Source organism: Mesorhizobium sp. PL10, assembly GCF_053714315.1.
Genome location: NZ_JBSKBR010000005.1, coordinates 260,137 through 285,326, shown reverse-complemented (window position 1 = coordinate 285,326; position 25,190 = coordinate 260,137). Strand labels below are relative to the sequence as shown.

Below are 25,190 nucleotides of genomic sequence, written 5' to 3'. Positions count from 1 at the left end.
GGCATCTTTGCCTAGACCCTCGCGACCGGCTAAGACTGCCGCTGCAGGCGCCAATCCGGCGCCCATCAAAATCACGACGGACACTTCCTGATGATGCGTTCAATCCTGGTCGGCATTCTGGTTCTGATGGCGGCCGGCATCGGCTGGCTCACCTTCGACTGGTACAAGGGCCATTATGGCGGCGAGCCGTATGGCGGCGCCTTCGCGCTGGTCGACCAGAAAGGCGGACCGATCACCGAGGCCGCCTTGCGGAGCGGCCATCCCAGCGTCGTCTTCTTCGGCTTCACCCATTGCCCGGAAGTCTGCCCGACCACGCTGTTTGAACTGGCCGGTTGGCTGAAGACCCTGGGGGACGACGGCAAGAACCTCAATGCCTATTTCGTTACCGTAGACCCGGAGCGCGACACGCCCGAGGTGATGAAAACCTATGTCGGCAATTTTTCCGACCGCATCGTCGGCATATCGGGCGATCCCGATAAAGTGCACGCGATGGCGAAGTCCTTCAGCATCTACTGGAAGAAGGTCGACACCGGCGACGGCGACTACACGATGGACCACACCGCCTCGGTGCTGCTGCTCAATGCCAAGGGCGAGTTCGCCGGCACCATCGCTTACGGTGAGAGCGCCGACACTGCGATTGCCAAGCTGAAGCGGCTGGCGGCAGGCTAAGCATGATCCCGAAAAGTGGAATCCCGTCTTCTCGGACAAAAAGGTTTTGTCCGGAGATCATGCTCAAACAAGAGACCAGCTGATGGTGCAGACCAGGCTCCATTTCATCGCTGGCAAGGTCGAAGCCGACAGCATCTTCGCCGCGCTCGAACTGGCTTTCGAGGATGAAGGCCTGCCGCTTGCCGTGCTCGAGGTCGACGAGGACCGCGATATCTACGAAGTCTCGCTCTATGCCGACGGCAATGTCGATGTGGTTGAGACAAGGCTGAAAGACATCCTTGCCGGACTTTCGCTACCGAAGCCTATCGAACGCGAGGTCTTGCCTGACATCGACTGGGTGGCGCGCTCGCTGGAAGGGCTGAAGCCGGTGCGCGCCGGGCGTTTCTTGGTCCATGGCGCGCATGACCGCCGGAAGCGCCATAGCGGCGAACTCGCCATCGAGATCGAAGCCGGCCTTGCCTTCGGCACCGGCCATCACGGCACCACCGCCGGCTGCCTGGAAATGCTGGAGCGGGTGGTGCGGCGCGAGCATCCCAGGAATGCTCTCGACCTCGGCACCGGCAGCGCGGTGCTGGCCATTGCCGTCGCCAAGCTGGCGCATATTCCGGTGCTGGCGACCGACATCGATCCGATCGCCGTCCGGGTCGCCGCCGCCAATTCCCGCCTCAACCATGTGAAAGCCCTGGTCGAAACCGTGACGGCGCCCGGCTTCCACCACCCGATCTTCGGCGAGCGCTCGCCTTTCGACCTTATCGTCGCCAACATATTGGCGCGCCCATTGATGCGGCTCGCGCCGGAAATGGCAAAGCATATCAGGCTCGGCGGCTCGATCGTGCTGTCCGGCATCCTCGATCGCCAATGCAACGCGGTGATCTCGGCCTATGTCGGCCAGAATTTTCGCCATGTCAGGACCTTGCACCGCGAGGGCTGGGTGACGATCCACCTCAAGCACTGAGCTGGACCAATTCGCGTCATCGAAAATCGATTCCGGTTTTCCGGGTCATGCGCTACGGTCGCTCGCAATACAGGAGGACCCGCCATGTTCCAGACCTTTGATTCCGCCGGCGATGCCAGTGTCGGCAAGCCGCGCGTGAAGCTGCTGCGGCAATGGCTGGCGGACAATGGCCTGGATGGTTTCCTCGTGCCCCGCGCCGACGAGCATCAGGGCGAATATGTCGCCGACCGCTCGGCGCGGCTGAAATGGCTGACCGGCTTCAGCGGCTCCGCCGGCGTCGCACTCGTGCTGCGCGACCGCGCCTTCATGTTCGTCGACGGGCGTTACACGCTGCAGGTGCGCGGTGAGGTCGATCTCGACATTTTTGCCATCGAGAGCCTGGTCGACAATCCACCGGCGTCCTGGATCAAGGACAATCTCGGCAAGGGAGCGCGGCTTGGCTTCGACCCCTGGCTGCACACGATCAACGAGGTCAAGGCGCTGAAAACCTCGGCCGAGCAATCCGGCGCGACGCTGGTGCCGCTCGACAAAAATCCGATCGATATCATCTGGAAGGATCAGCCGGCACTGCCGGCAGCACCCGTCGAGATTCACCCGATCGGCTTCGCCGGCGAACTGGCCAAGGACAAGCTGGTGCGGCTGGCGACGGCAATCGGCAAGGACGGCGCAACGCACGCCGTGCTCACCGATCCCTCCTCGATCGCCTGGGCCTTCAACATTCGCGGCGGCGACGTGCCGCACACGCCGCTGGCCCTCGGCTTTGCGATCCTCGCCGCCGACGGCAAACATCAGCTGTTCATGGACCAGCGCAAGTTTTCGCGCACGGTCGCGGCCTATCTCACTCAGCTTGCCGACTTGCACGAGCCCGCCGAGTTCGAGGCGGCAGTCGTCGCCCTTGCCAAGGGCGGCGCAAGGATCGCGCTCGACCCGGTGCTGGCGGCGGAAAAGCTCAGAATGCTGGTCGAGGACAATGGCGGCACCGTTGTTTCCGCGCCCGATCCCGCCCGCATTCCGCGTGCGACCAAGAACCAGGCCGAAATCGCCGGCAGCCGCGCAGCGCATCGCCGCGACGGCGCGGCGGTGGCGAAGCTGTTGTGCTGGCTGGAGCGGCATGAGCCGGGCTCGCTCGACGAAATAACCGTCGTCACCAAACTGGAAGAGACGCGCCGGCTGACCGGCGAGGAAACGCAGATGCCGTTGCGCGACGTCTCCTTCGACACCATTTCCGGCGCCGGCCCGAACGGCGCCATCATGCATTATCGCGTGTCGCGCGCCACCAACCGAAAGCTCGCCGCCGGCGAATTGTTCCTGCTGGATTCCGGTGCGCAGTATCAGGACGGCACGACTGACATCACCCGCACTGTGCCGATCGGCCAGCCGACCGAAGAAATGCGCGAGCGCTTCACCCTGGTACTGAAAGGCATGATCGGTATTTCCACACTGCGGTTCCCCGCCGGCACGCGCGGCTCCGAAATCGACGCAGTGGCGCGCATGGCGCTGTGGAAGCATGGCTGCGACTTCGCCCACGGCACCGGCCATGGCGTCGGCTCCTATCTGGCCGTCCATGAAGGACCGCAGCGCATTGCCCGCACCGGCACCGAAAAGCTGCTTGCCGGCATGATGCTCTCCAACGAACCCGGCTACTACAAGGAAGGCTCCTACGGCATCCGAATCGAGAACCTGATCCTGGTGACGCCGGCCGAACCGGTAGAGGGCGGCGACATCGCCATGCACAGTTTCGAGACGCTGACACTGGCGCCGATCGACAAGCGCCTGATCCGCACCGACCTCTTGCATCGCGACGAGCTGCAATGGCTCGACCGGTATCACGGCTGGGTGCTGGCCGAGATCGGCCCGATGCTCGACGGCGAGACGCTGGCCTGGCTGGAGAAGGCGACGGCTCCGCTGCCGCACGACGCCAAGATTTGAGCTTCTACCCGACGAACTGCCGCGCCAGGATCAGCACGGCCGCCCCGGCCAAAAACATCGCCATCAGGCCGCCGCGCAACGACACCACGGCGGTGACGATCAGCGCCGCCCATTCGGCCGGCCCGGCGCTAAGGGCGGCCGGCGCCACCAGCGTCGTCAGCACCGCGGCCGGCACGGCGTTCAGGCCGGCCTCGACGCGTGGGTGGATGTGGTCGAAGCGCGAGATCACCAGATGGCCGCCGACGCGGGTGAGATAGGTGGCGACCGCACCGGCAATGATGATCCAGAAGGTCGCGCTCATCGCTTTGCCTCCACGCCGCTATGGTGCGGCGGCAGGATAACCGCCAGGAGCACGCCGGCAATGGCGCCGATGGAAACGTGCCAGGGCGAACCGACGGTCTTGTAGGCAATGATCGAGGCGGCGGCGCTGGCGATCACGACCGGCAGCCACAAAGGCCGCTTGCGAAAGCCCAACACCAGGCCAAGGAAATAGATCGGCAGCAGGAAATCGATGCCGAGTGCGTGCGTGTCCGGGATGAGCTTGCCGAACACGGCGCCCAGGCCGCTCTCGATCACCCAGAACACGTAGACCGGCAGGCCGACGCCCATATACCAGACGAAGCCGACGGGACGGCCGGATTCTGCCCTCGCTTCGGCGATGGCGAATTGTGGATCGGTGAGGACGAAATAGCCCAGCGCCTGCTGGATCACAGGCCAGTGCGCGATGCGCCGCCCGATGCCGGCGGAATAGAGCACATGACGAAAGTTCACCGCAAAAATCGACAACACGATCAGCCAAGGCGCGACGTGCTGGCCGAACAGCTCGATGCCGACCATCTGGCTGGCGCCACCATAGATGGTGGCGCTCATCAGAAAAGCTTCGAGAACGGAAAAGCCGTTATCCACCGCGATTGCACCGAACAGCACCCCGAACGGGGCCGCGGCGACCACCACCGGCAACGACAGCCGTACGCCGTCCCAGAAATCGCTGGCCACAGATTTTTCGGTTAAGGTCTCTGCCGACATGTCACATTTCCCAGTCGCGCTGCTATGTAGGAGCCAACGTTCGAAAAGTCAGACGAATTCGCTTGAGCCAACAGATCAGCGAAACTGATGTAAGGCGTCGCGAAGCTTCACGAGGGGTTCACATGATCGTCTACGATTTCACCGGCAGGCACGCGGTCGTCACTGGCGCCGGTGGCGGTATGGGCGAGGCAATCACGCTGGCGTTGCTCGATGCCGGGGCCTCGGTCACCGCCATCGACATCAAGCCGCGTCCGGCGTCCCTTGCCGCCTATGACGACCGGCTCACCTTCGCCCAGGGCGACCTCACCGACGCCACCTTTGTCGAGCAGACCATTGGAGCGGCAGGTCGCGAGCGCGGCGGCATCGACTATCTCGCCAATGTCGCAGGCGTGCTCTGGTTCGGCCGCGACAAGTCAGCCCTTGAAATGGACCTCGATGTCTGGGACCAGGTCTTCAACATCAATCTGAAATCCTTCGTCCATACCGCGCGGGCGGTTGTTCCGCATATGCGCGCCGGCGGGCGCGGCGGCGCCATGGTGCATTTCTCGACCATCCAGTGGTATCGCGGCGATCCCAAACCGCAGGATGCCTACCAGGCCTCCAAAGCCGGCGTCTGCGCGCTGTCGAAGTCGCTCGCCATGCAGTTGGCGAGCGATGGTATCCGCTCCAATTCGATCTGCCCGGGCATGGCGCTGACGCCGCTGCAGGCGCGCTGGGACACCGAGGAGAAGCGCGCCGCCGTTGCCGACTACACCCCGCTCGGCCGCATCGGCACGCCGCAGGACATGGCCAATGCCGCTCTCTTCCTGCTTTCCGATGCGGCAAGCTACATCACCGGTATCGAATTGCCGGTCGACGGCGGTCTTTTGATGCGGATGTAGCCACGCAGCGTGCCTGGGCTAGCTCCGCGGCACGGTGCCCTGGATCGCCCTGCCCCAGTCGAGCAGCGGCCTGGCGCGTAATGTAAAATCGACAAGCTCGTCGACCAGCGCCGGCGCGTGAATTTCGGCCGGATCGATGACACGCTGGACGACGAAATGCCGGTTGCGCACGGCCTCCGCGAGATCGGCGTCGGCGATCTTCTCGAAACCACGCGGCGCCCGCTTCATGCGGCCTTCGGTTTCGAATTCGAGGCCGTTTTTCTTCAACGTTGAAAGCAGCTTGCGGAAATCGCCGGGCCGATCGGTGATCGCCTTGCGCATCGCCAGCAAGAGCGGCGGCTCAGGGTTCCACCAGGCGACGTCGGCGAAGCAGCGCTCGAGCCCGATATGCACGTAGAATACGCCCAGCCCCGTCTTGCTGCCATCCGGCGACAGGATGGCCGAAACATGCCGGTTGTAGGGCCGTTTGTCCTTGGCGAAGCGGACGTCGCGGTTGATGCGGAACAGCGATTTCTTGCGGTCGCCGCGCAGGCCAAGCCCCGCCGCTGCAAAACGCTCCGTCAGCGTCTCGACCAAATCGCCGATCGGCCCATGCAGATCGCTGTCGTAAAGCGCGCGGTTCTCCTGGAACCATTCGCGGCTCTGGTGGAAATCCAGCGCCTTGAAGAACGGAATGGCTTTCGGACCAAAGCCTTTGAATGCGCCGCCGGTCACGCCTTGCCGACCCGCTGCAGCCAGGTGTCCTCGTCGATGACTTCGACGCCGAGTTCACTGGCAAGCTTCAGTTTGGAGCCCGCACCCGGCCCGGCCACCAGCAGATCCGTCTTCGCCGATACCGAACCTGCCACCTTGGCGCCGAGCCGTTCGGCCATCGCCTTGGCTTCGGAGCGTGTCATCTTTTCCAGCGTGCCGGTGAACACGATGGTCTTGCCGGCAACCTCGCTGTCGGCAGAAACGGTGACGATATAAGGCTTCGGCTTGACCTGCTCGAGCAGCTTGTCGAGCACATCGTCATTGCGCTCATTGCCGAAGAAATCGCGCAGCGCATCGATCACCGTGTCGCCGATGCCGTTGATGGAGGGGAAAACGCTGTGCGGATCCTCGGCCGCCGCAGTCTCCTTGCCGACGCGGATCAGCTCCTCGATGGTGGAGAACGTCCGGGCAAGCACGGCCGCCGTCGTTTCGCCGATATGGCGGATGCCGAGCGCGAAGATGAAACGGTCGAGTTCCGGCTCGCGGCGCGAATCGATGGCCGCAAACAGCTTGTCGAGGCCTTCATAATTGCGGTCGTCGACACCGCGCACATTCTTGCGCGCCTTGCCCGATGCCGCCTCACGCTGCCTGGCCTGCTCCTCGCGCCGCTCGGCCAGCGCCCTGGTGACGGCTGGCCGGCGCTCCCTGAGGGTAAAGATGTCGGCGGCTGTCTTGACCAGTCCCGAATTGAAGAACAGGTCGATGTTTTCCGCACCAAGGCCCTCGATGTCGAGCGCACCGCGCGAGACGAAGTGGCGCAATCGTTCCACGGCCTGCGCGGCACAGATCAGCTCGCCGGTGCAGCGCCGGCGCGAATCCTCCTTGCCGGTCTTCTCGTTGACCTCGCGCGTCGCCGGCGAACCGCAGACCGGACAGGTGTGCGGGAATTCGTAAGCCACGGCATTGCCTGGCCGCTTGTCGATGACGACGCTGACGATCTGCGGGATCACGTCGCCCGCCCGTTGTATGACAACCGTGTCACCGATGCGCACATCGATGCCGTCTCGGATCGGCAGGCCATTGCTGTCGAATCCCTTGATGTAGTCCTCATTGTGCAGCGTGACGTTTTCGACCACCACGCCGCCGACGGTGACCGGCGCCAGCCGTGCCACCGGCGCCAGCGTGCCGGTGCGGCCGACCTGGATGTCGATCTTTTGCACCGTCGTCATCGCCTGCTCAGCCGGGAATTTGTGCGCTACCGCCCAGCGCGGCTCGCCGGTGACGAACCCCCAGCGCCGCTGCAGTTCCAGCTGGTCGACCTTGTAGACGACGCCGTCGATGTCATAGCCGAGCGACGAGCGCAGTTCTTCGATCTTGTGATACTGCGCGATCAGTTCCTCGACAGACTTCGCCCGCACCATCAGCGGGCTGACCTTGAATCCCCACTCGGCGAATTTTTGCACCGACTCGAATTGCGTCGGCGCAGGATCTTGCGTGGTGTAGCCCCACGCATAGGCGAAAAATTTGAGATTGCGGCTGGCGGTGACGGACGCATCCTTCTGGCGCAGCGATCCCGCCGCCGTGTTGCGCGGGTTGACATAGTCCTGGCCGCCAACCGCGGCCGAACGCACCTTCAGCGCCTCGAATTCGGCATAGGTCATGTAGACCTCGCCACGGATCTCGATGGTCTCGGGCCAGCCCGAGCCCTTCAGCTTGGCGGGGATGTCGGCGATGGTCCTGAGGTTGGCGGTGATGTCTTCGCCGACAGCGCCGTCGCCGCGCGTAGCGCCTTGCACGAACACGCCGCGTTCATAGCGCAGCGACGCCGACAGGCCGTCGATCTTCGGCTCGGCCGTAAATGCGATGTCGAGATCCTTGTCGCGATCGAAGAAGCGCCGGCCACGGTGAATGAAATCGGCGACATCCTCGTCGGTGTATGCCTTGGCGAGGCTGAGCATCGGCACCGCATGGCGCACCTTGGCAAAGCCTTCCGCCGGCGCAGCACCAACCCGCAGCGAAGGCGAATCCTCGCGCACCAGACCGGGAAAGCGCTCTTCAATGGCAAGGTTGCGCCGCCGCAACGCATCGTATTCGGCGTCGGTGATCGTCGGCGCGTCCTCGGCATGGTAGCGCAGGTCATGGCCGGCGATCTCCTCGGCCAGCCGCTGGAGCTCATCCGCGGCCTCGTTTTCGTTCAACGATTCGACTGGTTTTTCAGACATGCAGCGGTCCCTGGACAGTGGCGCGACACCATAAATCAGGATCTCGGAAAAATCATTCCCGAACAGCGGGATGGAGCCATATCCTGACTCTGCCCAAAGCCATGCGACAGCCTAAGCAGCGGCGGTATTTTCGCGCAGCAACCGCTCGGCCGCGGCGCGCGCCTCGTCGGTGATGGTGGCGCCGGCCAGCATGCGTGCGATCTCTTCCTGGCGCGCCGCCCGGTCCATCTCGGCAATGCCGGTGGCGACCTTTTCCGAGCCGCCGGATTTGGAGATCAGGAAATGCGTTGCCGCGCGCGCCGCGACCTGCGGCGCATGCGTCACCGAAAGCACCTGCACGCGCGTCGACAGCCTCGCTAACCGTTGGCCGATGGCATCGGCCACGGCGCCACCGACCCCGGTGTCGATCTCGTCGAAGACCAGCGTCGGCGCCGAGCCGCGGTCCGCCAGCGCCACCTTGAGCGCGAGAAGGAAGCGCGACAGCTCGCCGCCGGATGCGACTCTCATCATCGGGCCGGGCCTGGTGCCGGGGTTGGTGCGCACCCAGAACTCGACCTGGTCGATGCCTTCTTCCAAGCGGTTCTCGCCGTCGCTGGCCAGTTCAACGATGAACTCGGCCCGCTCGAGCTTGAGCGCCGGCAGTTCGGCCATGACTGCCTTGGTCAGGCCGACCGCCGCCGCATGGCGAAGCGAGGACAGTTGCGCGGCGGAAATGTCATAGGCCTCGCGCGCGGCTGCAGCCTGCTTTTCCAGGACATGAAGGCGCCCCTCGCCGGCATCGAGATCTGCAAGGTCGGCCAACATCGTATCGCGCAGCTGCGCCAGATCGTCGACGGCCACACTGTGCTTGCGTGACGCCGCGCGTAGCGAAAACAGCCGCTCCTCCGCCTTCTCCAGCCGCTGCGGATCATATTCGGCGGCGCGCAAAGCCGCCTCGACACCGGACTGCGCAGCATCGAGCGACAGCATCGCTTCGTCCAGCGACTTCACCACATCCTCGAGCAGACCCGGCGCTTCGCTCGCCTTGCGCTGCAGCCGCCTGAGCAGGCTGGCGAGCTGCGGCAGCGGCGAGGAAGGGCCAGACAGCACATCCTGCGCGTCATGTATTTCCGAAGCGATCTTTTCCGCCCGCATCATCGTGGCGCGCAGTTCCGCCAGCTGCGTCTCTTCGCCGGGCTGCGGATCGAGCTTGGCCAGTTCGGCGACGGACGCCCTGAGATAATCGGCCTCGCGCGCCGCCGCCTCGACCTTGGCGCGGTGCCTGGCGAAGTCCTGTTCGCAGCCGCGCCAGTAGCGCCATGCCTCGCCCGTCGCGCGGGCAGCACCGAGATGACCGCCAAAACTGTCCAGCAATTCGCGATGTGCGCCCGGATCGACCAGAGCGCGCTCATCGTGCTGGCCATGGATTTCGACCAGTGCGTGGCCGATGTCGCGCATCAGGGTGACGCTGGATGGCTGGTCGTTGACGAAGACACGGGTGCGGCCATCCGCCGTCTGCAGCCGGCGCAGGATGATGTCGCCGTCGTCCTCGATGGCGTTTTCGGCAAGCAGCGCGCGCACCGGATGGTTGCGCGGCACGTCGAACACGGCAATGACCTGGCCCTGCGCCGCGCCGTGGCGCACCAGCGAGGCGTCGCCGCGCGCGCCAAGCGCCAGCGACAGCGCGTCGAGCAGGATGGATTTGCCGGCGCCGGTTTCGCCGGTCAGCACGGAAAGGCCGGGCTGGAAGTCGATATCCAGCTTCTCGATCAGGACGATATCGCGGATCGACAGTCTGGAAAGCATCAGAACCCGAACCTATCGCATGTCGTCCCAAAGCGGATCGCTTTGGGACAACGGCATGCACAAGACAAAAGACTTAAGGCGCGACGCGCCTCAATGCGGCATGCGACCGGTGGAGTCGCAGCGCCGCACTATCTTTTTGTTTGAGCGTCGGATCAATCCGAAAAGCGCGGTCTGCCCTTCTGTAGAGGCTTCAGGCGCCGGTGATCAGCTTGCCGGCCTTGGATATCCACGATCCGGCATTCTCGCGCGGCTCGAGCCCGTTGCTCTGCAAGAGCTTGTAGGAATCCTTGTACCACTGGCTGTCGGGATAGTTGGTGCCGAGCACGGCGGCAGCTGTCTGCGCTTCCGAGGTCAGACCCATCGCGTAATAGCTTTCCGTCAGACGCGCCAGCGCCTCTTCGACGTGGCGGGTGTTGGAATAGTTCTCGACCACGTTGCGGAAGCGCTTGACGGCGGCGATGTATTCGCGCCGTTCGAGATAGTAGCGGCCGATCTGCATCTCCTTGCCGGCGAGCTGGTCGTTGGCGAAGCGGATCTTTTCCTTGGCGTCGTCGACATATTCCGAGGTCGGCCAGCGCGTCACCAGATCCTGCATCGTCTGCACGGTCTGGCGCGCTTCCTTCTGATCCTGGGTCACGTCCTTGATCTGGCGGTAGTAGCTCAGGCCAATAATATACTGCGCATAGGCGGCGTCGTCGGTCGACGGATAGAGCGTGAGATAGCGCTTGGCCGAGCCGATCGCCTCGTCATAGTGGCCGGCGCGGTAGTCGGCAAAGGCACCCATCACCATCGATTTGCGGGCGAATTCCGAATAGGGGTGCTGGCGGTCGACGGCGTCGAACTTCTTGCTCGCCTCATCCAGGCGGCCGGCGTTCAGATTGGCAAGGCCTTGATTGTAAAGGACGTCCGCCGGTTCGGTCTGGTCGACATAGGTCGACAGATCGACGTCTTTCTCCGACGACATGCAGGCCGAGAGGAACAGCGATGGCACAACCACCGAAAGCGCCAGGAAAACAGCCCGATACGGCGCTTTCGATTGACCAACTCGCTTGAAGAACATGATTGGATTGCGCCCTTTCGGCGTTATTTCAATGCCTTTCGCATGGCGTTCCCCCAAAACTGATCCCCACTTTTGAGCGACATGCACCAAATAGACGGCAGCAGCCATAAACCATAACTGCCTTGCCCAGCAACGCTATGTCTAGCCAATCGCACATTTTTGTGGCGGCCTGGCGTTGCCCCGAAATGCAAGCGCTTTCACTGGCCAGTGATGCATCCATGCAACACCAACCGGCGCCAAGAAAGCCAGAAAACCGTTAAGAATCAGATTACCCAGGGCGCAAAGACAGGCCCGGTGACGGCGCTCATCTCGGCGGTGCGGCCGCGCTCGCGGCGCGTGGTCTCGACGACCTCGAAGGCCGAACGGTCGGACAGCAGGCGCCGCAAGGCCGCGGCGTTCATCCGGTGGCCGCCGCGATAGGAACGGAAGCAGCCAATGAAGCGGGCGCCGGCCAGCGCCAGATCGCCCATCGCATCCATCGTCTTGTGGCGGGCGAATTCATTCGGATAGCGCAGGCCGCCCATGTTGATCACCCGGTTATCGTCGCCGATCACCAGAGAGTTCTCCAGCGACGAGCCCAGCGCATAGCCGGCCGCCCACAGCCGCTCGACATCCTTCATGAAACCGAAGGTGCGGGCGCGCGCAATGTCCTGGCGGAAGACGTCGGGGTTGATGTCGGAGGCGAACAGCTGACGGCCGATTGCCGGGCTTTCGAAATCGATCTCGACCTCGAAGCGCGTGCCGCTATAGGGCCTGAACTCGGCCCAGGACGCGCCGTTCTCGATCCGGACCGGCTTGACCACCCTGATGTAGCGCCGCTTGACCGCCAGCGTCTCGATGCCGGCCTGGTCGATGGCTTCGACGAACGCCACCGCGCTGCCGTCGAGGATCGGAACCTCGTGGCCGTCGATCTCGATGACGATGTTGTCAATGCCGAGCCCGAAGAGCGTCGCCATCAGATGTTCGACGGTGGCGATATGTTCGCCTGCCGGATCGCCGAGCATGGTGCAGAGGTCGGTTGCGCCGACTTCGGCAACCAGCGCACGGAACTCGCGGCTCTCGCTTCCGTTCGAAAGGTGGAAGATGACGCCGGTGTCGGCGTCCGCGGGAAGGAAATTGACCGTGACCGGTTTGCCGCTATGAACGCCGGTACCTGTCAGCGTTGCACGCGATCGAAGTGTCGTCTGGTAGTCTTGCAAGACAAACCCCATAGCCCATAACGCCCGTGTCCGCTTTATAGCCCCAAAGGGCGCGGCTCTTGATTATCGGCAGGCAGGGCCAACTCCCCGAATCCCAGCACACCGAAAGTGCTGCGGCAAAGATAGTGGCCCGTCAGGGAGACTCCAAATCACGGTTTCTTACTCTGTGTAACCGCGTCCTGCTGTGAGCGTCGTATCGTAACGCATTGTTATCAAACCACTTTAAGTGTTAACAGGCAAACGATCTCTCGTCTGCCTGTTAACAAGTGTTACATACCGTTAACGGCTCAGTTGGCCTGGCGGCGCAGGAAAGCCGGGATCTCCAGCTGGTCGTCTTCCTGGGCGGACCTGGTCTGTGGCGTCAACCTGCCCTGATCGTCGAGCTGGCCGCGGCGCGGCGCGTAGAGCTGCGGATCCTGGCTGGCAAGGCGGCGCATTTCCGGCGCTGCCTGGCGCAGTTTCGGTTCGCGCGGCTGTGCCGGCTGCAGCCGGGCTGGCTCTTCCTCGCGGCGCGTCAGCCCGTTGGTCAGCCGCTTGAGCAGCCCCATCGGCCCGCTGTTTTCATGGTCGGCCGGACGGGCCTTGGCTTCCACCTCGGCCTTCACCACCGGCGGAAAATCTTCCACCCGGGGCATGCGCTGCGGTGCGGCAGCCACCGGCTGCGGCATTTCCCTCAGCGGCGCCGGCTGCATCACCTGCTGCACGACAGGGTGCTGGGCAGGCGGGGCCTGGAAGATCTTGCTCTGCGGGCGGAAGTCTTCCGCCTGGGCCATCGGCGCCGGACGAGCCATTGCCGCCGCATTGGCTTCGGCAAGCTGGATCGCCTCGGCGACCGGATCGGCCGCGCGTGTCTCATAGGTCTGCTGGACCGGCGCTGGCCGGCTTTCCGCCGCAGGAGCCGGACGGCTGACAGGCTTCTGCTGCGGCGGCACGGCGCGGATCGAGATCGGCACCGCGGCGATTTCGGCCGCCGACTTGTCGATGCCGGTCGCGACAACCGAGACGCGGATGACGCCTTCGAGCTCCTCGTCGAAGGTGGCGCCGAGGATGATGTTGGCGTCCTGGTCGACCTCTTCGCGGATGCGGGTCGCGGCTTCGTCAACTTCGAACAGGGTCAGGTCGCGGCCGCCGGTGATCGAGATCAGCAGGCCCTTGGCGCCCCTCATCGAGGTCTCGTCGAGCAGCGGGTTGGCGATCGCTGCCTCGGCGGCGGCCATCGCGCGGCCCTCGCCCGAAGCCTCGCCGGTGCCCATCATCGCCTTGCCCATCTCGCGCATCACCGAGCGAACGTCGGCAAAGTCGAGATTGATCAGGCCTTCCTTGACCATCAGATCGGTGATGCAGGCAACTCCGGAATAGAGCACCTGGTCGGCCATGGCGAAGGCGTCGGCGAAGGTGGTCTTGTCATTGGCCAGCCGGAACAGGTTCTGGTTGGGGATGACGATCAGGGTGTCGACGCATTTCTGCAGTTCCTCGATGCCCATGTCGGCCGTCTTCATGCGGCGCTGGCCTTCGAAATGGAACGGCTTGGTGACGACGCCGACGGTGAGGATGCCCTTTTCGCGCGCCGCGCGGGCAACGACCGGAGCAGCACCGGTGCCGGTGCCGCCGCCCATGCCGGCGGTGACGAAGCACATATGGGTGTTGGAGAGGTGATCGATGATCTCATCGATGCACTCCTCAGCCGCCGCGCGGCCGACTTCCGGCTGCGATCCGGCGCCTAGGCCCTCGGTGACGTGCGCGCCGAGCTGGATCAGCCGCTCGGCCTTCGACATGGTCAGCGCCTGCGCGTCGGTGTTGGCCACCACGAACTCGACGCCGCGCAAGCCGGCGGTGATCATGTTGTTGACGGCATTGCCGCCACCGCCGCCGACACCGAACACGGTGATCCGCGGCTTGAGCTCGGTGATATCCGGCTTTTGCAGATTGATGGTCATTGTCTCCGTCCTTTGCCTTTCCCGCCGCTTCGCCGCCGCGGCCGCCTATGGGGCTGTCCCCGTCAATTAGAAACTGTCTCTCAACCACTGACTCATGCGATGCAGTTTTCCGCCCGTTCCGGTCATCCTGAGACCGGAAATTCCTTTCGCCGGATGGCTCTCGAAACTCGCCATCTGCGGATAGATCAGCAGTCCGACCGCCGTCGAGAAAGCCGGCCCCTTGGCGGCTTCCGGCAGGCCCGCCACGCCGAGCGGGCGACCGATGCGCACATTGCGTCCGAGAATCCGGCGCGCCGCTTCCGGCAGGCCGGCGAGCTGGCTGGCGCCGCCGGTCAGCACGACGCGTTTTCCCACGGCATTGCCGTAGCCGGACTTGTTCAGCCGGTCGCGAAGGAGTTCCAGCGTCTCATCGATGCGGGCGCGGATGATGCGCGTCATCACCGAGCGCGGGATCTGCAGCGGCATCTCGCCTTCCTCGCCGATCGGCTGGATCGAAACCAGGTCGCGATCGTCGGCACTGCCGGGCAGCGCCGAGCCATGCATCACCTTCAGCCGTTCGGCGGCGTCGAGCGACGTCGACAGGCCCTTGGCCATATCCAGCGTCACATGGTTGCCGCCGATGGCGATGGCGTCGCCATGGACGAACTTGCCTTCCGAAAACACCGAGATCGTCGTCGTGCCGCCGCCCATGTCGATGCAGGCTGCACCCATTTCGAGTTCGTCGTCGACCAGCGCCGCAAGCCCGCTGGCATAGGGCGTCGCCACCATGCGCTCGACCGAAAGATGCGAGCGGTTGATGCAGAGTTCCAGATTGCGCAGCGGTGCTGCATCACCCGTCAGCACATGCATGTCGACGCCGAGCTGATCGCCGACCATGCCGCGCGGATCGCGCACGCCGCGTTCGGCGTCCAGCGAAAAGCCGACCGGCAGCGAATGGATCACGTCGCGCTCGGCCTTGAGTGCCTGCTTGGCGCCTGCAGCAAGGACGCGCTTGATATCGGCTTCGTCGGCCTGATGGCCACCGAGATTGATGGTGGCCGAGTACGTTTCGCTCTTCAGCCGGCCGGCCGTCATGTTCACGATCAACGAGTCCACGGTCAGTCCCGCCATGCGCTCGGCGGCGTCGACGGACAGGCGAATGGCGTGTTCGGCGCGGTCGAGGTCGACGACCACGCCCGACTTCACGCCCTGCGACTTCTGATGGCCGATGCCGATCACCTGGATCCGATGCGAGCGGCCACGCAACAGCTTGCCGTCCTCGCGCGGCTTCAGCTTCGCCACCACGCAGCAAACTTTGCTCGAGCCTACATCCAGCACGGTCAGCGTGCCGGAGCGGCGCGAAGAGGCATCGCTGTTGCCGCCAAGCCAGCTCATATCTTCGTCTCCGGCTTGCGCTTCAGGTTCTGCGGCTTTTCGTTGAGCGCGGCCTGGCGCTGCGTCGCTGCTTCCGGCGTCAGCTGCACGACCAGGCGATCGGAGATGCGCATGTCGACGGCAGCGATATCTCGCGTCAGAAGACCGTTGTCATGATCCATGCGGACCAGATCGGCAATCGCCTGATCCTCGCCATCCTCGGGCAGCTTGACCGTGATGCCATTTTCCAGCTTGAGGTCCCAGCGCCGCTCGCCGATGCGGATGTAGCCCTTGACCCGCGCGGCGAGCTCGGGAAATTTCTTGATCTTGGCCACGAAGTCGGGAGCCTTGGCCGGCGCACCGGTGCCGATGATCAGCGGCAGCAAGGCCTGCTTGCCGCCCGAGAACGGCGCGATCACCGCGCCGGACCGCTCGATGACGGAAAGCTCCGAACCCTGCTGCCAGAGCGCGAAGGGCTCACGCTCCTCGACGCGCACTTCCAGCGTATGCGGATAGACCTTGCGCACGGCCGCCACTTCGACCCAGGGCAATGTGTCGATCCGCTCCCGCGCGGCCTCGGCATCGAAGCCGATCAGCGACGTCCAGCCATCGAGTTCAAGCCGGTCCAGTATGTCGATCTCCGAGGTCTGGCGATTGCCCACCACCTTGATCTGGTCGACGGCAAAGCCGGTGCGGGCGGTGATGCTCTGGACGATGTCGTCGGCATGGCCGCCGAGAATGGCGCCATAGAGGCTGCTTGATGCAATGAGCGAAAGGGACAGGATGGCCGCGGAAAAACGCGGCGCGACGAAGTCGCCGCCACCCAGGCGCGCCAGCACGCGCACCGGCCTGCGCAGCACGCGCGGCAGTACGAAATGGTCGAACGACAACGGCATGCCGAACAGCGCCGGCCCGGCGCCGCCCCTGCCCTTGTCCTGTCCCCATTTCAACGCAGACACGAAGCGTCCTCCACCATCCAACTCAACAGATCGCCGAACGGATGCCCCGCTTGGGCGGCGATTTCAGGCACCAAAGACGTCGGCGTCATGCCAGGCTGAGTGTTGATCTCGAGCCAGACAATTTCGCCGTTTTCGGAGTGACGATCGTCATAGCGGAAGTCCGACCGGGAAACGCCCCGACAGCCGATAGCCAGATGTGCCTTTAGCGCCAGTGTCTGTATTTTTTGGTAAATATTCGGTGAAATTTTAGCAGGGATTTCGTGTTTTGATCCGCCGGCGACGTATTTTGAATCGTAGTCGTAGAAGGAATGGCCGGTCGGAATGATCTCGCAGACACCAAGCGCCACGTCGCCCATGACGGCGCAGGTCAGCTCCCGCCCATGGATGTAGCGCTCGACCATGACGGTCTCGCCATATTTCCATTCGGACGAACCGATGACCTGCGGCGGATGCGACTGGCCTTCATGGACGATGACGACGCCGAAGCTCGAGCCTTCATTGACCGGCTTCACCACATAGGGCGGCTTCATCGGATGCTTGTTCTGGATGGCAAAGCGGCTGGCAACCTTCGATTCCGCCACCGCAATACCGGCAGCCTTGGCCACCTTCTTGGCCTGCTCCTTGTTCATGGCGAGCGCCGAGGCGAGCACGCCCGAATGAGTGTAGGGAATGGCCAGGTATTCGAGGATGCCCTGGATGGTGCCGTCCTCGCCGAACGGGCCGTGCAGTGCGTTGAAGACAACATCCGGCTTGAGCTCCGCGAGCACGGCGCCGACATCGCGCGCGACATCGACGCGGGTAACCTGGTAGCCTTCATTCTCAAGCGCATCGGCACACGCCTTCCCCGAAGACAGAGACACGGGCCGCTCGGACGAGAATCCGCCCAGGAGGACAGCCACATGCTTGTTCTTCATATCCCGTCATCCCCTCTCACGGCGGGCCCGCAACCACGCATTCAGCGACCAGATTGAGTCCGAGTCTCCCGGCAGGTTGCCCCCCCGACGGAAAACGCGATCGACGCGCCGAACGACTCAAATCAGGAAACGCTTTAGGGCAGAGAATCAGAGAGTTGATTCGCTGGCAAGTGCTTATGATTCCGACAGATTCACTTTCCGTAAAAACAGCTAGAAAAAGCGGATTGTGAGTCTTTGCAGCAACGGTCCGGCGGGTATTTCAGACCGTTCGAAGTTCATGCATCACATGAACTTCAGCACGCGCTAACGCACCAAGGTGCGTTGAGATTCAGGTCAGGCCGAGCCGAAAATGGTGGCGTTCGAGAACCGGAGCGGAGCGGACATTGGGTCCGTGAGCACCGGAAGCGCAGAAGGCCATCGTTTGCAGGCCGGCCTCACCTGAATATCAATGCGCCTTAAAGCAGTTGCCCGAGGAATTCCTGCACGGCATGGCCGGGGCGGAAATTGCCGAGGCGCTTGATTTCCCACTGCAGCCGGATACCCGAATTTTCAAGCACGCGGGCGCGCACCGTCTCGCCGAGATATTCGAGGTCGTAGCCGGTCGCGGTTCCGGTGTTGATCATGAAGTTGCAGTGCATCGGCGACATCTGCGCGCCGCCGATCATCAGTCCACGGCAGCCGGCCTTGTCGATCTCTTTCCAGGCCGAAGTGCCTTCGGGATTCTTGAAGGTCGAGCCGCCGGTCTTCTCGCGGATCGGCTGCACCGTCTCGCGATGCGTCTGGACGGCGTCCATCGCCGCCTTGATCGCCGCCTTGTCTTCGGGAACACCTTCGAAAATGGCCGAGGTGAAGATCAGCCCGGCCGGCGCTGCCGAATGGCGATAGGCGTAACCCATGTTTTCATTGCTGAGCGTGTGGAGATTGCCCTTGCGGTCGAGCGCCCGCACCTCGACGACGCGCTCGCGCGTCTCGACGCCATTGGCGCCGGCATTCATCCTGAGCGCGCCGCCAATGGCGCCGGGAATGCCGTGATAGAAATGAAAGCCGCCAATGCCGGCCTCATAGGCGACGGCAGCAACGCGTTTGTCGGGCGTCGCCGCTCCCGCCTTGATGCCGGTCGGCGAAACCGCCTCGGCCTCGCCAAAGCCCTTCGCCGAAAGCCTGACGACGAAACCCGGAATGCCGCCGTCGCGCACCAACAGGTTCGAGCCGACACCGACGACGGTCAGCGGGATCTCTTCCGGCACGGCGCGCAGGAAGGCCGCAAGGTCTTCCTCGTCGGCCGGCTGAAACAGTGCCTCGGCCAGGCCTCCGGCGCGGAACCAGGTGATCTTGTCCATCTCGGCGTTCGGTGTCAGCCGGCCGCGCAAGCCGGTAAGCCGGTCGCCCAGTTTGTCGAGCAGGTCCTGGCCGCGCATCATGAGACCGCACCGCCGAGTTCTTTGGGCAGCGCATAGGCCCATTGGGTGATGTTGCCGGCGCCGAGGAAGATGACGAAGTCGCCGGGCTTGGCCAACTCGTGAAGGATGGGGGCGATGGCAGCCGGACCCTCGATATAGCGCGCATCGCGATGGCCGCCGGAGCGGATGCGCGACACCAGCGCCTCAGAGGTCACGCCATCGATCGGCTCCTCGCCCGCCGCATAGACCGGCGCCAGCATCACCGTGTCGGCATCGTTGAAGCAGACCGAGAATTCGTCGAACAGATCGTGCAGCCGGGTGAAGCGATGCGGTTGCGCGATGGCGATGACACGGCCCTTGGTGGCGCTCCGTGCCGCCTTAAGCACCGCCGTGATCTCGACCGGGTGATGGCCGTAATCGTCGAAGATCTCGACGCCGTTCCACGAGCCGGTGTGGGTGAAGCGCCGCTTGACGCCGGCAAAGGACGACAGGCCCTTCTTGATCGCCTCGGCCGACAGGCCGAGCTCATGCGCGACCGCAATCGCAGCGGTGGCGTTGGAGACGTTGTGGCGGCCGGGCATCGGCAGGCGCAGGTCCGATATGGTCGTCTGGCCGCCGCTCTTGCGGTCGCGGATCACCACGTCGAACTCGCTGGCGGCGCCCGCCATGCGATGGTTGGTGAAGCGCACATCGGCCTGCGCGTTCTCGCCATAGGTGATGACGCGGCGGTCCTCGATGCGGCTGACCAGCGCCTGCACTTCCGGATGGTCGGTGCACATCACGCCAAAGCCGTAGAACGGCACGTTCTCGACGAACTGGCGAAACGCCTCGCGTACCTTGTCGAAGCTGCCATAGTGATCGAGATGCTCGGGATCGATATTGGTGACGACGGCGATTTCGGCCGGCAGCTTGAGGAAGGTGCCGTCGCTCTCATCGGCTTCGACCACCATCCATTCGCCATCGCCCATGCGGGCATTGGTGCCGTAGGCGTTGATGATGCCGCCGTTGATCACGGTCGGGTCGAGCCCGCCGGCGTCGAGCAGCGTCGCCACCATCGAGGTTGTCGTCGTCTTGCCATGCGTGCCGCCGATGGCGACGGCCTGGCGGAAGCGCATCAGTTCGGCCAGCATCTCGGCGCGTCGCACGATCGGCAGCAGCTTTTCGCGCGCGGCCTTCAGCTCCGGATTGGTCTTCTTGATCGCCGTCGACACCACCACCACTTCGGCGGCGCCGATATTGTCGGCCTTGTGACCGACGAAGCATTCGATGCCCTTGTCCCGCAAACGCTGCACATTGGCGCTGTCGGCCTGGTCGGAGCCCTGCACCTTGTAGCCGAGATTGTGCAGCACCTCGGCGATGCCGCTCATGCCGATGCCGCCAATGCCGATGAAATGCACAAGGCCGATGGTCTGCGGCATCTTCATCAATGCGTCCCTTTCCTGAAGTCCGATACGGTTTTTCTGGACGCAATAGCCTCTGTGAGATCGGCGAGCAACCGTGCCGCGTTCGGCCTGCCGGCAGACTTTGCGCCGGCAGCCATGGCCGCCAGCCGCTCGGGATTGTCCATCAGCCCGCCAACAAGCGCCGCGATGCGCTCCGGCGACAGCGACGATTGCGGATGCACTTCACCGCCACCGGCCGCCGCAAGGGCGGCCGCGTTCGCTGCCTGGTCGTGGTCCAGCGCATAAGGATAAGGCACCAGCAGCGCCGGCCGGCCGATGACGGCGATTTCCGAGACCGTCGAGGCGCCGGAGCGCGAAATCACCAGATGCGCCGCCGCAATGCGCTGCGCCATATCGGTGAAGAAGGGCGAGACCTCGACATGGACGCCAAGGGCCGCATAGCCGGCTTTCACCCGCGCCACGTCGTCGGCGCGGGCCTGCTGGGTGATCACCAGCCGCTTGCGTTGCGCATCGGAAAGCAGTGCGATGGCCGCCGGCATGGCATCGGAAAAGAACTGCGCGCCCTGACTGCCGCCGAACACCAGGAGCCGAAACGGCTCTTCCCCGGCGGATGGCGTGTACGGCGTCTTTGCGGCCTCCAGGATCGGCGGCCTGACCGGATTGCCTGTTATGACCGTCTTGGCGCCAGCAGCACTTTCATCTTCGGGCAGGAAGCCACCGGCAATGGCGTCGACACGGCCGGACAGCGCCCGGTTGGCCCGGCCCATCACCGCGTTCTGCTCGTGGATCAGCGTCGGCACCTTCCGTCGTGTCGCGGCATAAAGCGGCGGCAAGGTCGGATAGCCGCCGAAGCCGACAACCGCGTCAGGCTTGATCCTGGCGATGACGGCGGAAGCCTGCCGCACGCCGCGCCAGATCTTCCAGAACGCGCCAAGCAGGGCGACAGGGTTTTTCGAGCCCATCGTCGCCGACTGGATCGGATGGATGGCGGCGGCCGGGAAATGCCCGGCAAACCGTTCCGCGCGGTCGTCCGTCGCCAGATGCACGCTCCAGCCGCGCTCGATCAGCTCATGCGCCAGCGCCTCGGCCGGAAACAGATGTCCACCGGTTCCGCCCGCCGCGAGAAGAATGACACCCCTCGCCATATCACTCCGCCGGCAAGGCGCGCTGCGACAGGGCAAAGCCCATCTGCTTGCGCTTTTCCGGTCGCTTGCGCGTCAGCGCCAGTACCATGCCCATCGAGATGGCAATGGCGATCTGCGAGGAGCCGCCATAGGAGATGAATGGCAGGGTCATGCCCTTGGCCGGCATCAGCTGCAGATTGACGCACATGTTGATGACCGACTGCAGGCCGAACACCGTGACCAGGCCGCCGACGGCATAGCGGGTGAAATCGTCATGTTCCTTCAATGCGGTGCTCAGGCCGCGCAGCACGATGAAGGCGAAGATCGACATGATGAAGAAGCACATGATCAGGCCGAACTCTTCGCCCGCGACTGAAAACACGAAGTCGGCATGAGCATCGGGGATCACGCGCTTGACCGTGCCCTCGCCCGGCCCGACGCCGAACCAGTGGCCGTTGATCAGCGCCTCGCGACCCATGTCGACCTGGAACGTGTCGCCTTCGCCGGTCAGAAATTTGTCGATGCGGGCGGCGACGTGCGGGAACACCGTATAGGCGGCAAACAGGCCGGTGGCGCCGGTAGCGCCAAGCGCGATGATCCACAGCCATGGCAGCCCGGCCATGAAGAACATGACGCCCCAGGTGCCGGTCACCAGCATGGTCTGGCCGAGATCGGGTTGCGCCACCAAAAGTGAGATGACCAGGATCAGGAGCAGCAGCGCGAACAGATTGCCGGGAATGTCGGGCTGGCGCTTGTGTTCGGCGAACAGCCAGGCGCAGACGATGACGAAGGCAGGTTTCAGGAATTCCGACGGCTGGATCGACATGCCGACAAACGACACCCAGCGCCGCGCGCCCTTCACTTCGACGCCGATGTAGAGCACGGCCACCATCAGCACCAGCATGATGCACAGGATGACCAGCGCCATGCGCCGAATTTGTCTGGATTCGAGGAAAGACACGGCCAGCATCACGCCGAGTGCTGGCACGGTGAAGATGATCTGCCTGGTGGCGAAGTGGAAACTGTCGAGGCCAATGCGTTCGGCCACCGCCGGGCTTGCCGCGAAGGACAGCACGATGCCGAGGCCCATCAGCGACAGGAACGCCGCCAGGAACCAGCGATCGATCGTCCACCACCAGGTTGCAACCGGGCTTTTGTCGAGACGGCTCTGCATTATCGTGCCCCTCCGATGGGTTTCACACCCTCGATAGCATTCGCAGCTTGCCTGAAGGCTTCGCCGCGAACTTCGAAATTCTTGAACTGGTCGAAACTGGCGCAGGCAGGCGACAGCAGCACCACCACCTCCCCGCTGTCATCCTTGGCCGCGTCGTTCGCGGCATGGTCGACCGCAGCGGCCAGCGTGCCCGAGATCTCGTAAGGCACGGCTTCACCGAGCGTCGCCGAAAAGGCGGGCGCTGCCTCGCCAATGAGATAGGCCTTGGCGAGGCGGGGGAAGAACCCGCGCAGCGGCTCGATGCCACCTTCCTTGGGCAGTCCGCCGGCGATCCAGTAGATGCGCGGGAAGCTCGACAGCGCCGGTGCTGCCGCATCGGCGTTGGTCGCCTTGGAATCGTTGACGAACAGCACGTGGTCCTTGCGGCCGACCTGCTCCATGCGATGCGCCAGACCTGGAAAGCTCTCGAGCCCCGCCTGTATCTCGCCAAGGTCCAGCCCGACCTTCAAACAGGCAGCGACCGCGGCCAGCGCGTTCTGCGCATTGTGCTGGCCGCGCAGCGAGCCGATGCCTTCGAGGAAAGCGACGCGGCTGTAGCGGCCATGTACGGCTTCCATCAGATTGGAGCCGTCGGCGAAATAGCCATCGGTCAGCGGCAGCCGCTTGGAGATGCGGATCACCTGCCTGCCCGCCCGCTCCAGCCGGTCGGCGATCTGCGTGCACCAGCTATCGTCGACGCCGACGATCGCCGTCTCGCTGCCGGCGACCAGCCGCTCCTTGATCGAGGCGTAGTGCTGCATGGTGCCGTGACGGTCGAGATGATCCGGCGTCAGATTGAGCAGGATGCCGGCCGTCGGATTGATCGAGGGCGCGAGATCGATCTGGTAGGAGGAGCATTCGACGACATAGTGGCGCTCGGGCTGCGGCGGATCGAGCGTCATGATGGCGCGGCCGATATTGCCGCCCATCTGCGTGTCGCGCCCTGCCGATTTCAGGATATGCGCGGTCAGCGCCGTGGTCGTCGACTTGCCGTTGGTGCCGGTGATGGCGATGAACGGTGCAGTCGGCGCGCGCGAGATCCGCTCGCGGCAGAACAGTTCGATGTCGCCGATCACCTCGACGCCGGCGCCACGCGCCAGCTCTACCGTCCAGTGCGGCTTGGGATGCGTCAGCGGCACGCCGGGCGACAGCACGAAAGCCGAGAATTTCGCCCAGTCGGCGCCGCGCAGATCGGCGGTCGCAATGCCCTGTCCAGCTGCCTTGGCGACGCTGTCTGGATTGTCGTCCCAGGCCAGCACGTCGGCCCCGCCCTCGATCAGCGCGCGCGCCGTGGCGATCCCCGAGCCGCCGAGCCCGAAGAGCGAAACACGTTTGCCCGAAAAGGATGCGGCGGGGATCAAGCGGCCTCCTATCTCAGCTTGAGGGTGGACAGGCCGACCAGCGCCAGGATGACTGCGATGATCCAGAAGCGGATCACCACCTGGCTTTCGGTCCAGCCTAGTTTTTCGAAATGATGGTGGATCGGCGCCATCAGGAAGACGCGCTTGCCGGTCATCTTGAAGTAGCCGACCTGGATGATGACCGACAGGATTTCGACCACGAACAGGCCCCCGACGATGACCAGCACGATCTCGTGCTTGGTGGCGACCGCGACGGTGCCGATCAGGCCACCCATGGCCAGCGAACCGGTGTCGCCCATGAAGATCGCCGCCGGCGGCGCATTGAACCAGAGGAAGCCGAGACCGGCGCCGATGACGGCGCCGAGCACGACAGCCAGCTCGCCGGTGCCGGGCACGAAATGTATCTGCAGATATTCGGCGAAGACTGCATTGCCCGAGAGGTAGGCGATGACGCCGAAGGATGCCGCGGCAATCATGATCGGCACGATCGCAAGTCCGTCGAGGCCGTCGGTCAAATTCACCGCATTGCCGGCGCCGACGATAACGAAGCAGGAGAACGGCACGAAGAACCAGCCGAGATTGATGATGAATTCCTTGGCGAAGGGGAAAGTCAGCGACGACGAGAACGGCGCCTGGCCATTATGCATGATCACCCAGGCGGCAATGCCGGCGATGACGAATTCCAGCGCCAGCCGCGCCTTGCCGGAAAAGCCGAGATGCGACTGCTTCGTCACCTTGAGATAGTCGTCGTAAAAGCCGATCGAGCCGAAGCCCAGCGTCACTAGCAGCACCACCCAGACATAGATCGAGGAAAGGTTCGCCCATAGGAGCGACGAGCCGACGATGCCGCAGAGGATCATCAGTCCGCCCATGGTCGGCGTGCCGGCTTTCTTGAAATGCGTCTGCGGCCCGTCGGCGCGGATCGGCTGGCCCTTGCCTTGCCTGAGCCTGAGCGAATTGATGATGGTCGGCCCGAAGATGAAGACGATCAGCGCCGAGGTGATCAGCGCGCCGCCGGTGCGGAAGGTGATGTAGCGGAAGACATTGAAGACCGAGACCTTGTCCGCAAAATCGACGAGCAATGTAAACATTCGATTCCGTCCCCGG

At 64.0% G+C, this 25,190-nt stretch carries 21 protein-coding genes; 4 read left to right on the top strand and 17 right to left on the bottom strand.

Annotated elements, in window-relative coordinates:
• Nucleotides 1-90 precede the first annotated feature (90 nt).
• From ACWGTO_RS11195 to ACWGTO_RS11185, 3 genes are all read left to right on the top strand, one after another.
• On the top strand, nucleotides 91-669 hold the full coding sequence (locus tag ACWGTO_RS11195) for an SCO family protein (RefSeq protein ID WP_454574906.1): 579 nt from the start codon (nucleotides 91-93) through the stop codon (nucleotides 667-669).
• Nucleotides 670-751: 82 nt separating this feature from the next.
• The gene (locus ACWGTO_RS11190; protein WP_454574905.1) at nucleotides 752-1,624 is read left to right on the top strand and encodes a 50S ribosomal protein L11 methyltransferase; all 873 of its coding nucleotides are present in this window, start codon (nucleotides 752-754) and stop codon (nucleotides 1,622-1,624) included.
• 84 nt (nucleotides 1,625-1,708) lie between these two features.
• Nucleotides 1,709-3,553, top strand: a complete 1,845-nt coding sequence (locus ACWGTO_RS11185; protein WP_454574904.1) for an aminopeptidase P family protein — start codon at nucleotides 1,709-1,711, stop codon at nucleotides 3,551-3,553.
• Between the two features lie 4 nt (nucleotides 3,554-3,557).
• On the opposite strand, the gene ACWGTO_RS11180 is transcribed toward ACWGTO_RS11185, so the two are convergent.
• Together ACWGTO_RS11180 and ACWGTO_RS11175 are read right to left on the bottom strand one after the other, a co-directional pair.
• Complete coding sequence (locus ACWGTO_RS11180) at nucleotides 3,558-3,854, bottom strand: AzlD family protein (protein WP_454574903.1); 297 nt, start codon at nucleotides 3,852-3,854, stop codon at nucleotides 3,558-3,560.
• Entirely contained in the window at nucleotides 3,851-4,579 is a 729-nt protein-coding gene (locus ACWGTO_RS11175; protein WP_454574902.1) for an AzlC family ABC transporter permease, read from the bottom strand. The genes ACWGTO_RS11180 and ACWGTO_RS11175 overlap by 4 nt, the downstream gene beginning before the upstream one ends.
• A gap of 122 nt (nucleotides 4,580-4,701) precedes the next feature.
• Here ACWGTO_RS11175 and ACWGTO_RS11170 point away from each other — a divergent pair, with 122 nt between their 5' ends.
• Nucleotides 4,702-5,460: an SDR family NAD(P)-dependent oxidoreductase gene (locus ACWGTO_RS11170; RefSeq protein WP_454574901.1), complete on the top strand. Its 759-nt coding sequence runs from the start codon at nucleotides 4,702-4,704 to the stop codon at nucleotides 5,458-5,460.
• A gap of 18 nt (nucleotides 5,461-5,478) precedes the next feature.
• Here ACWGTO_RS11170 and ACWGTO_RS11165 read toward each other — a convergent pair whose 3' ends face one another.
• The 15 genes from ACWGTO_RS11165 to mraY form a co-directional block, all read right to left on the bottom strand.
• Nucleotides 5,479-6,174, bottom strand: coding sequence for a DUF2461 domain-containing protein (locus ACWGTO_RS11165; protein ID WP_454574900.1), 696 nt, complete (start codon nucleotides 6,172-6,174; stop codon nucleotides 5,479-5,481).
• Complete coding sequence (gene ligA, locus ACWGTO_RS11160) at nucleotides 6,171-8,375, bottom strand: NAD-dependent DNA ligase LigA (RefSeq protein WP_454574899.1); 2,205 nt, start codon at nucleotides 8,373-8,375, stop codon at nucleotides 6,171-6,173. Before ligA ends, ACWGTO_RS11165 begins: the two co-directional genes overlap by 4 nt.
• A 111-nt stretch (nucleotides 8,376-8,486) precedes the next feature.
• A complete protein-coding gene (gene recN, locus ACWGTO_RS11155) occupies nucleotides 8,487-10,160 on the bottom strand; it encodes a DNA repair protein RecN (RefSeq protein WP_454574898.1) in 1,674 nt (557 codons plus the stop codon).
• Between the two features lie 190 nt (nucleotides 10,161-10,350).
• Nucleotides 10,351-11,220, bottom strand: coding sequence for an outer membrane protein assembly factor BamD (locus ACWGTO_RS11150; RefSeq protein WP_181055762.1), 870 nt, complete (start codon nucleotides 11,218-11,220; stop codon nucleotides 10,351-10,353).
• Between the two features lie 263 nt (nucleotides 11,221-11,483).
• Nucleotides 11,484-12,431 (bottom strand): UDP-3-O-acyl-N-acetylglucosamine deacetylase, encoded by a 948-nt coding sequence (gene lpxC, locus ACWGTO_RS11145; protein ID WP_436260620.1) that lies wholly within the window; start codon nucleotides 12,429-12,431, stop codon nucleotides 11,484-11,486.
• Nucleotides 12,432-12,706: 275 nt separating this feature from the next.
• Entirely contained in the window at nucleotides 12,707-14,356 is a 1,650-nt protein-coding gene (gene ftsZ / locus ACWGTO_RS11140) for a cell division protein FtsZ (protein ID WP_454574897.1), read from the bottom strand.
• A 66-nt stretch (nucleotides 14,357-14,422) separates the two neighbouring features.
• Nucleotides 14,423-15,730: a cell division protein FtsA gene (ftsA, locus tag ACWGTO_RS11135; protein WP_112560390.1), complete on the bottom strand. Its 1,308-nt coding sequence runs from the start codon at nucleotides 15,728-15,730 to the stop codon at nucleotides 14,423-14,425.
• Nucleotides 15,727-16,668, bottom strand: a complete 942-nt coding sequence (locus ACWGTO_RS11130; protein WP_454574896.1) for a cell division protein FtsQ/DivIB — start codon at nucleotides 16,666-16,668, stop codon at nucleotides 15,727-15,729. The genes ftsA and ACWGTO_RS11130 overlap by 4 nt, the downstream gene beginning before the upstream one ends.
• Complete coding sequence (locus tag ACWGTO_RS11125; protein WP_454574895.1) at nucleotides 16,656-17,582, bottom strand: D-alanine--D-alanine ligase; 927 nt, start codon at nucleotides 17,580-17,582, stop codon at nucleotides 16,656-16,658. Before ACWGTO_RS11125 ends, ACWGTO_RS11130 begins: the two co-directional genes overlap by 13 nt.
• A 455-nt stretch (nucleotides 17,583-18,037) precedes the next feature.
• A complete protein-coding gene (gene murB, locus ACWGTO_RS11120; protein WP_454574894.1) occupies nucleotides 18,038-19,003 on the bottom strand; it encodes a UDP-N-acetylmuramate dehydrogenase in 966 nt (321 codons plus the stop codon).
• Nucleotides 19,000-20,406: a UDP-N-acetylmuramate--L-alanine ligase gene (gene murC / locus ACWGTO_RS11115; RefSeq protein WP_454574893.1), complete on the bottom strand. Its 1,407-nt coding sequence runs from the start codon at nucleotides 20,404-20,406 to the stop codon at nucleotides 19,000-19,002. Before murC ends, murB begins: the two co-directional genes overlap by 4 nt.
• A complete protein-coding gene (gene murG / locus ACWGTO_RS11110) occupies nucleotides 20,406-21,530 on the bottom strand; it encodes an undecaprenyldiphospho-muramoylpentapeptide beta-N-acetylglucosaminyltransferase (RefSeq protein WP_454574892.1) in 1,125 nt (374 codons plus the stop codon). The genes murC and murG overlap by 1 nt, the downstream gene beginning before the upstream one ends.
• Nucleotide 21,531: 1 nt before the next feature.
• Nucleotides 21,532-22,683: a putative lipid II flippase FtsW gene (gene ftsW / locus ACWGTO_RS11105; RefSeq protein WP_454574891.1), complete on the bottom strand. Its 1,152-nt coding sequence runs from the start codon at nucleotides 22,681-22,683 to the stop codon at nucleotides 21,532-21,534.
• Entirely contained in the window at nucleotides 22,683-24,083 is a 1,401-nt protein-coding gene (gene murD, locus ACWGTO_RS11100) for a UDP-N-acetylmuramoyl-L-alanine--D-glutamate ligase (RefSeq protein WP_454574890.1), read from the bottom strand. Before murD ends, ftsW begins: the two co-directional genes overlap by 1 nt.
• Before the next feature lie 8 nt (nucleotides 24,084-24,091).
• Entirely contained in the window at nucleotides 24,092-25,174 is a 1,083-nt protein-coding gene (gene mraY, locus ACWGTO_RS11095) for a phospho-N-acetylmuramoyl-pentapeptide-transferase (protein ID WP_112394568.1), read from the bottom strand.
• Between the last annotated feature and the right edge of the window lie 16 nt (nucleotides 25,175-25,190).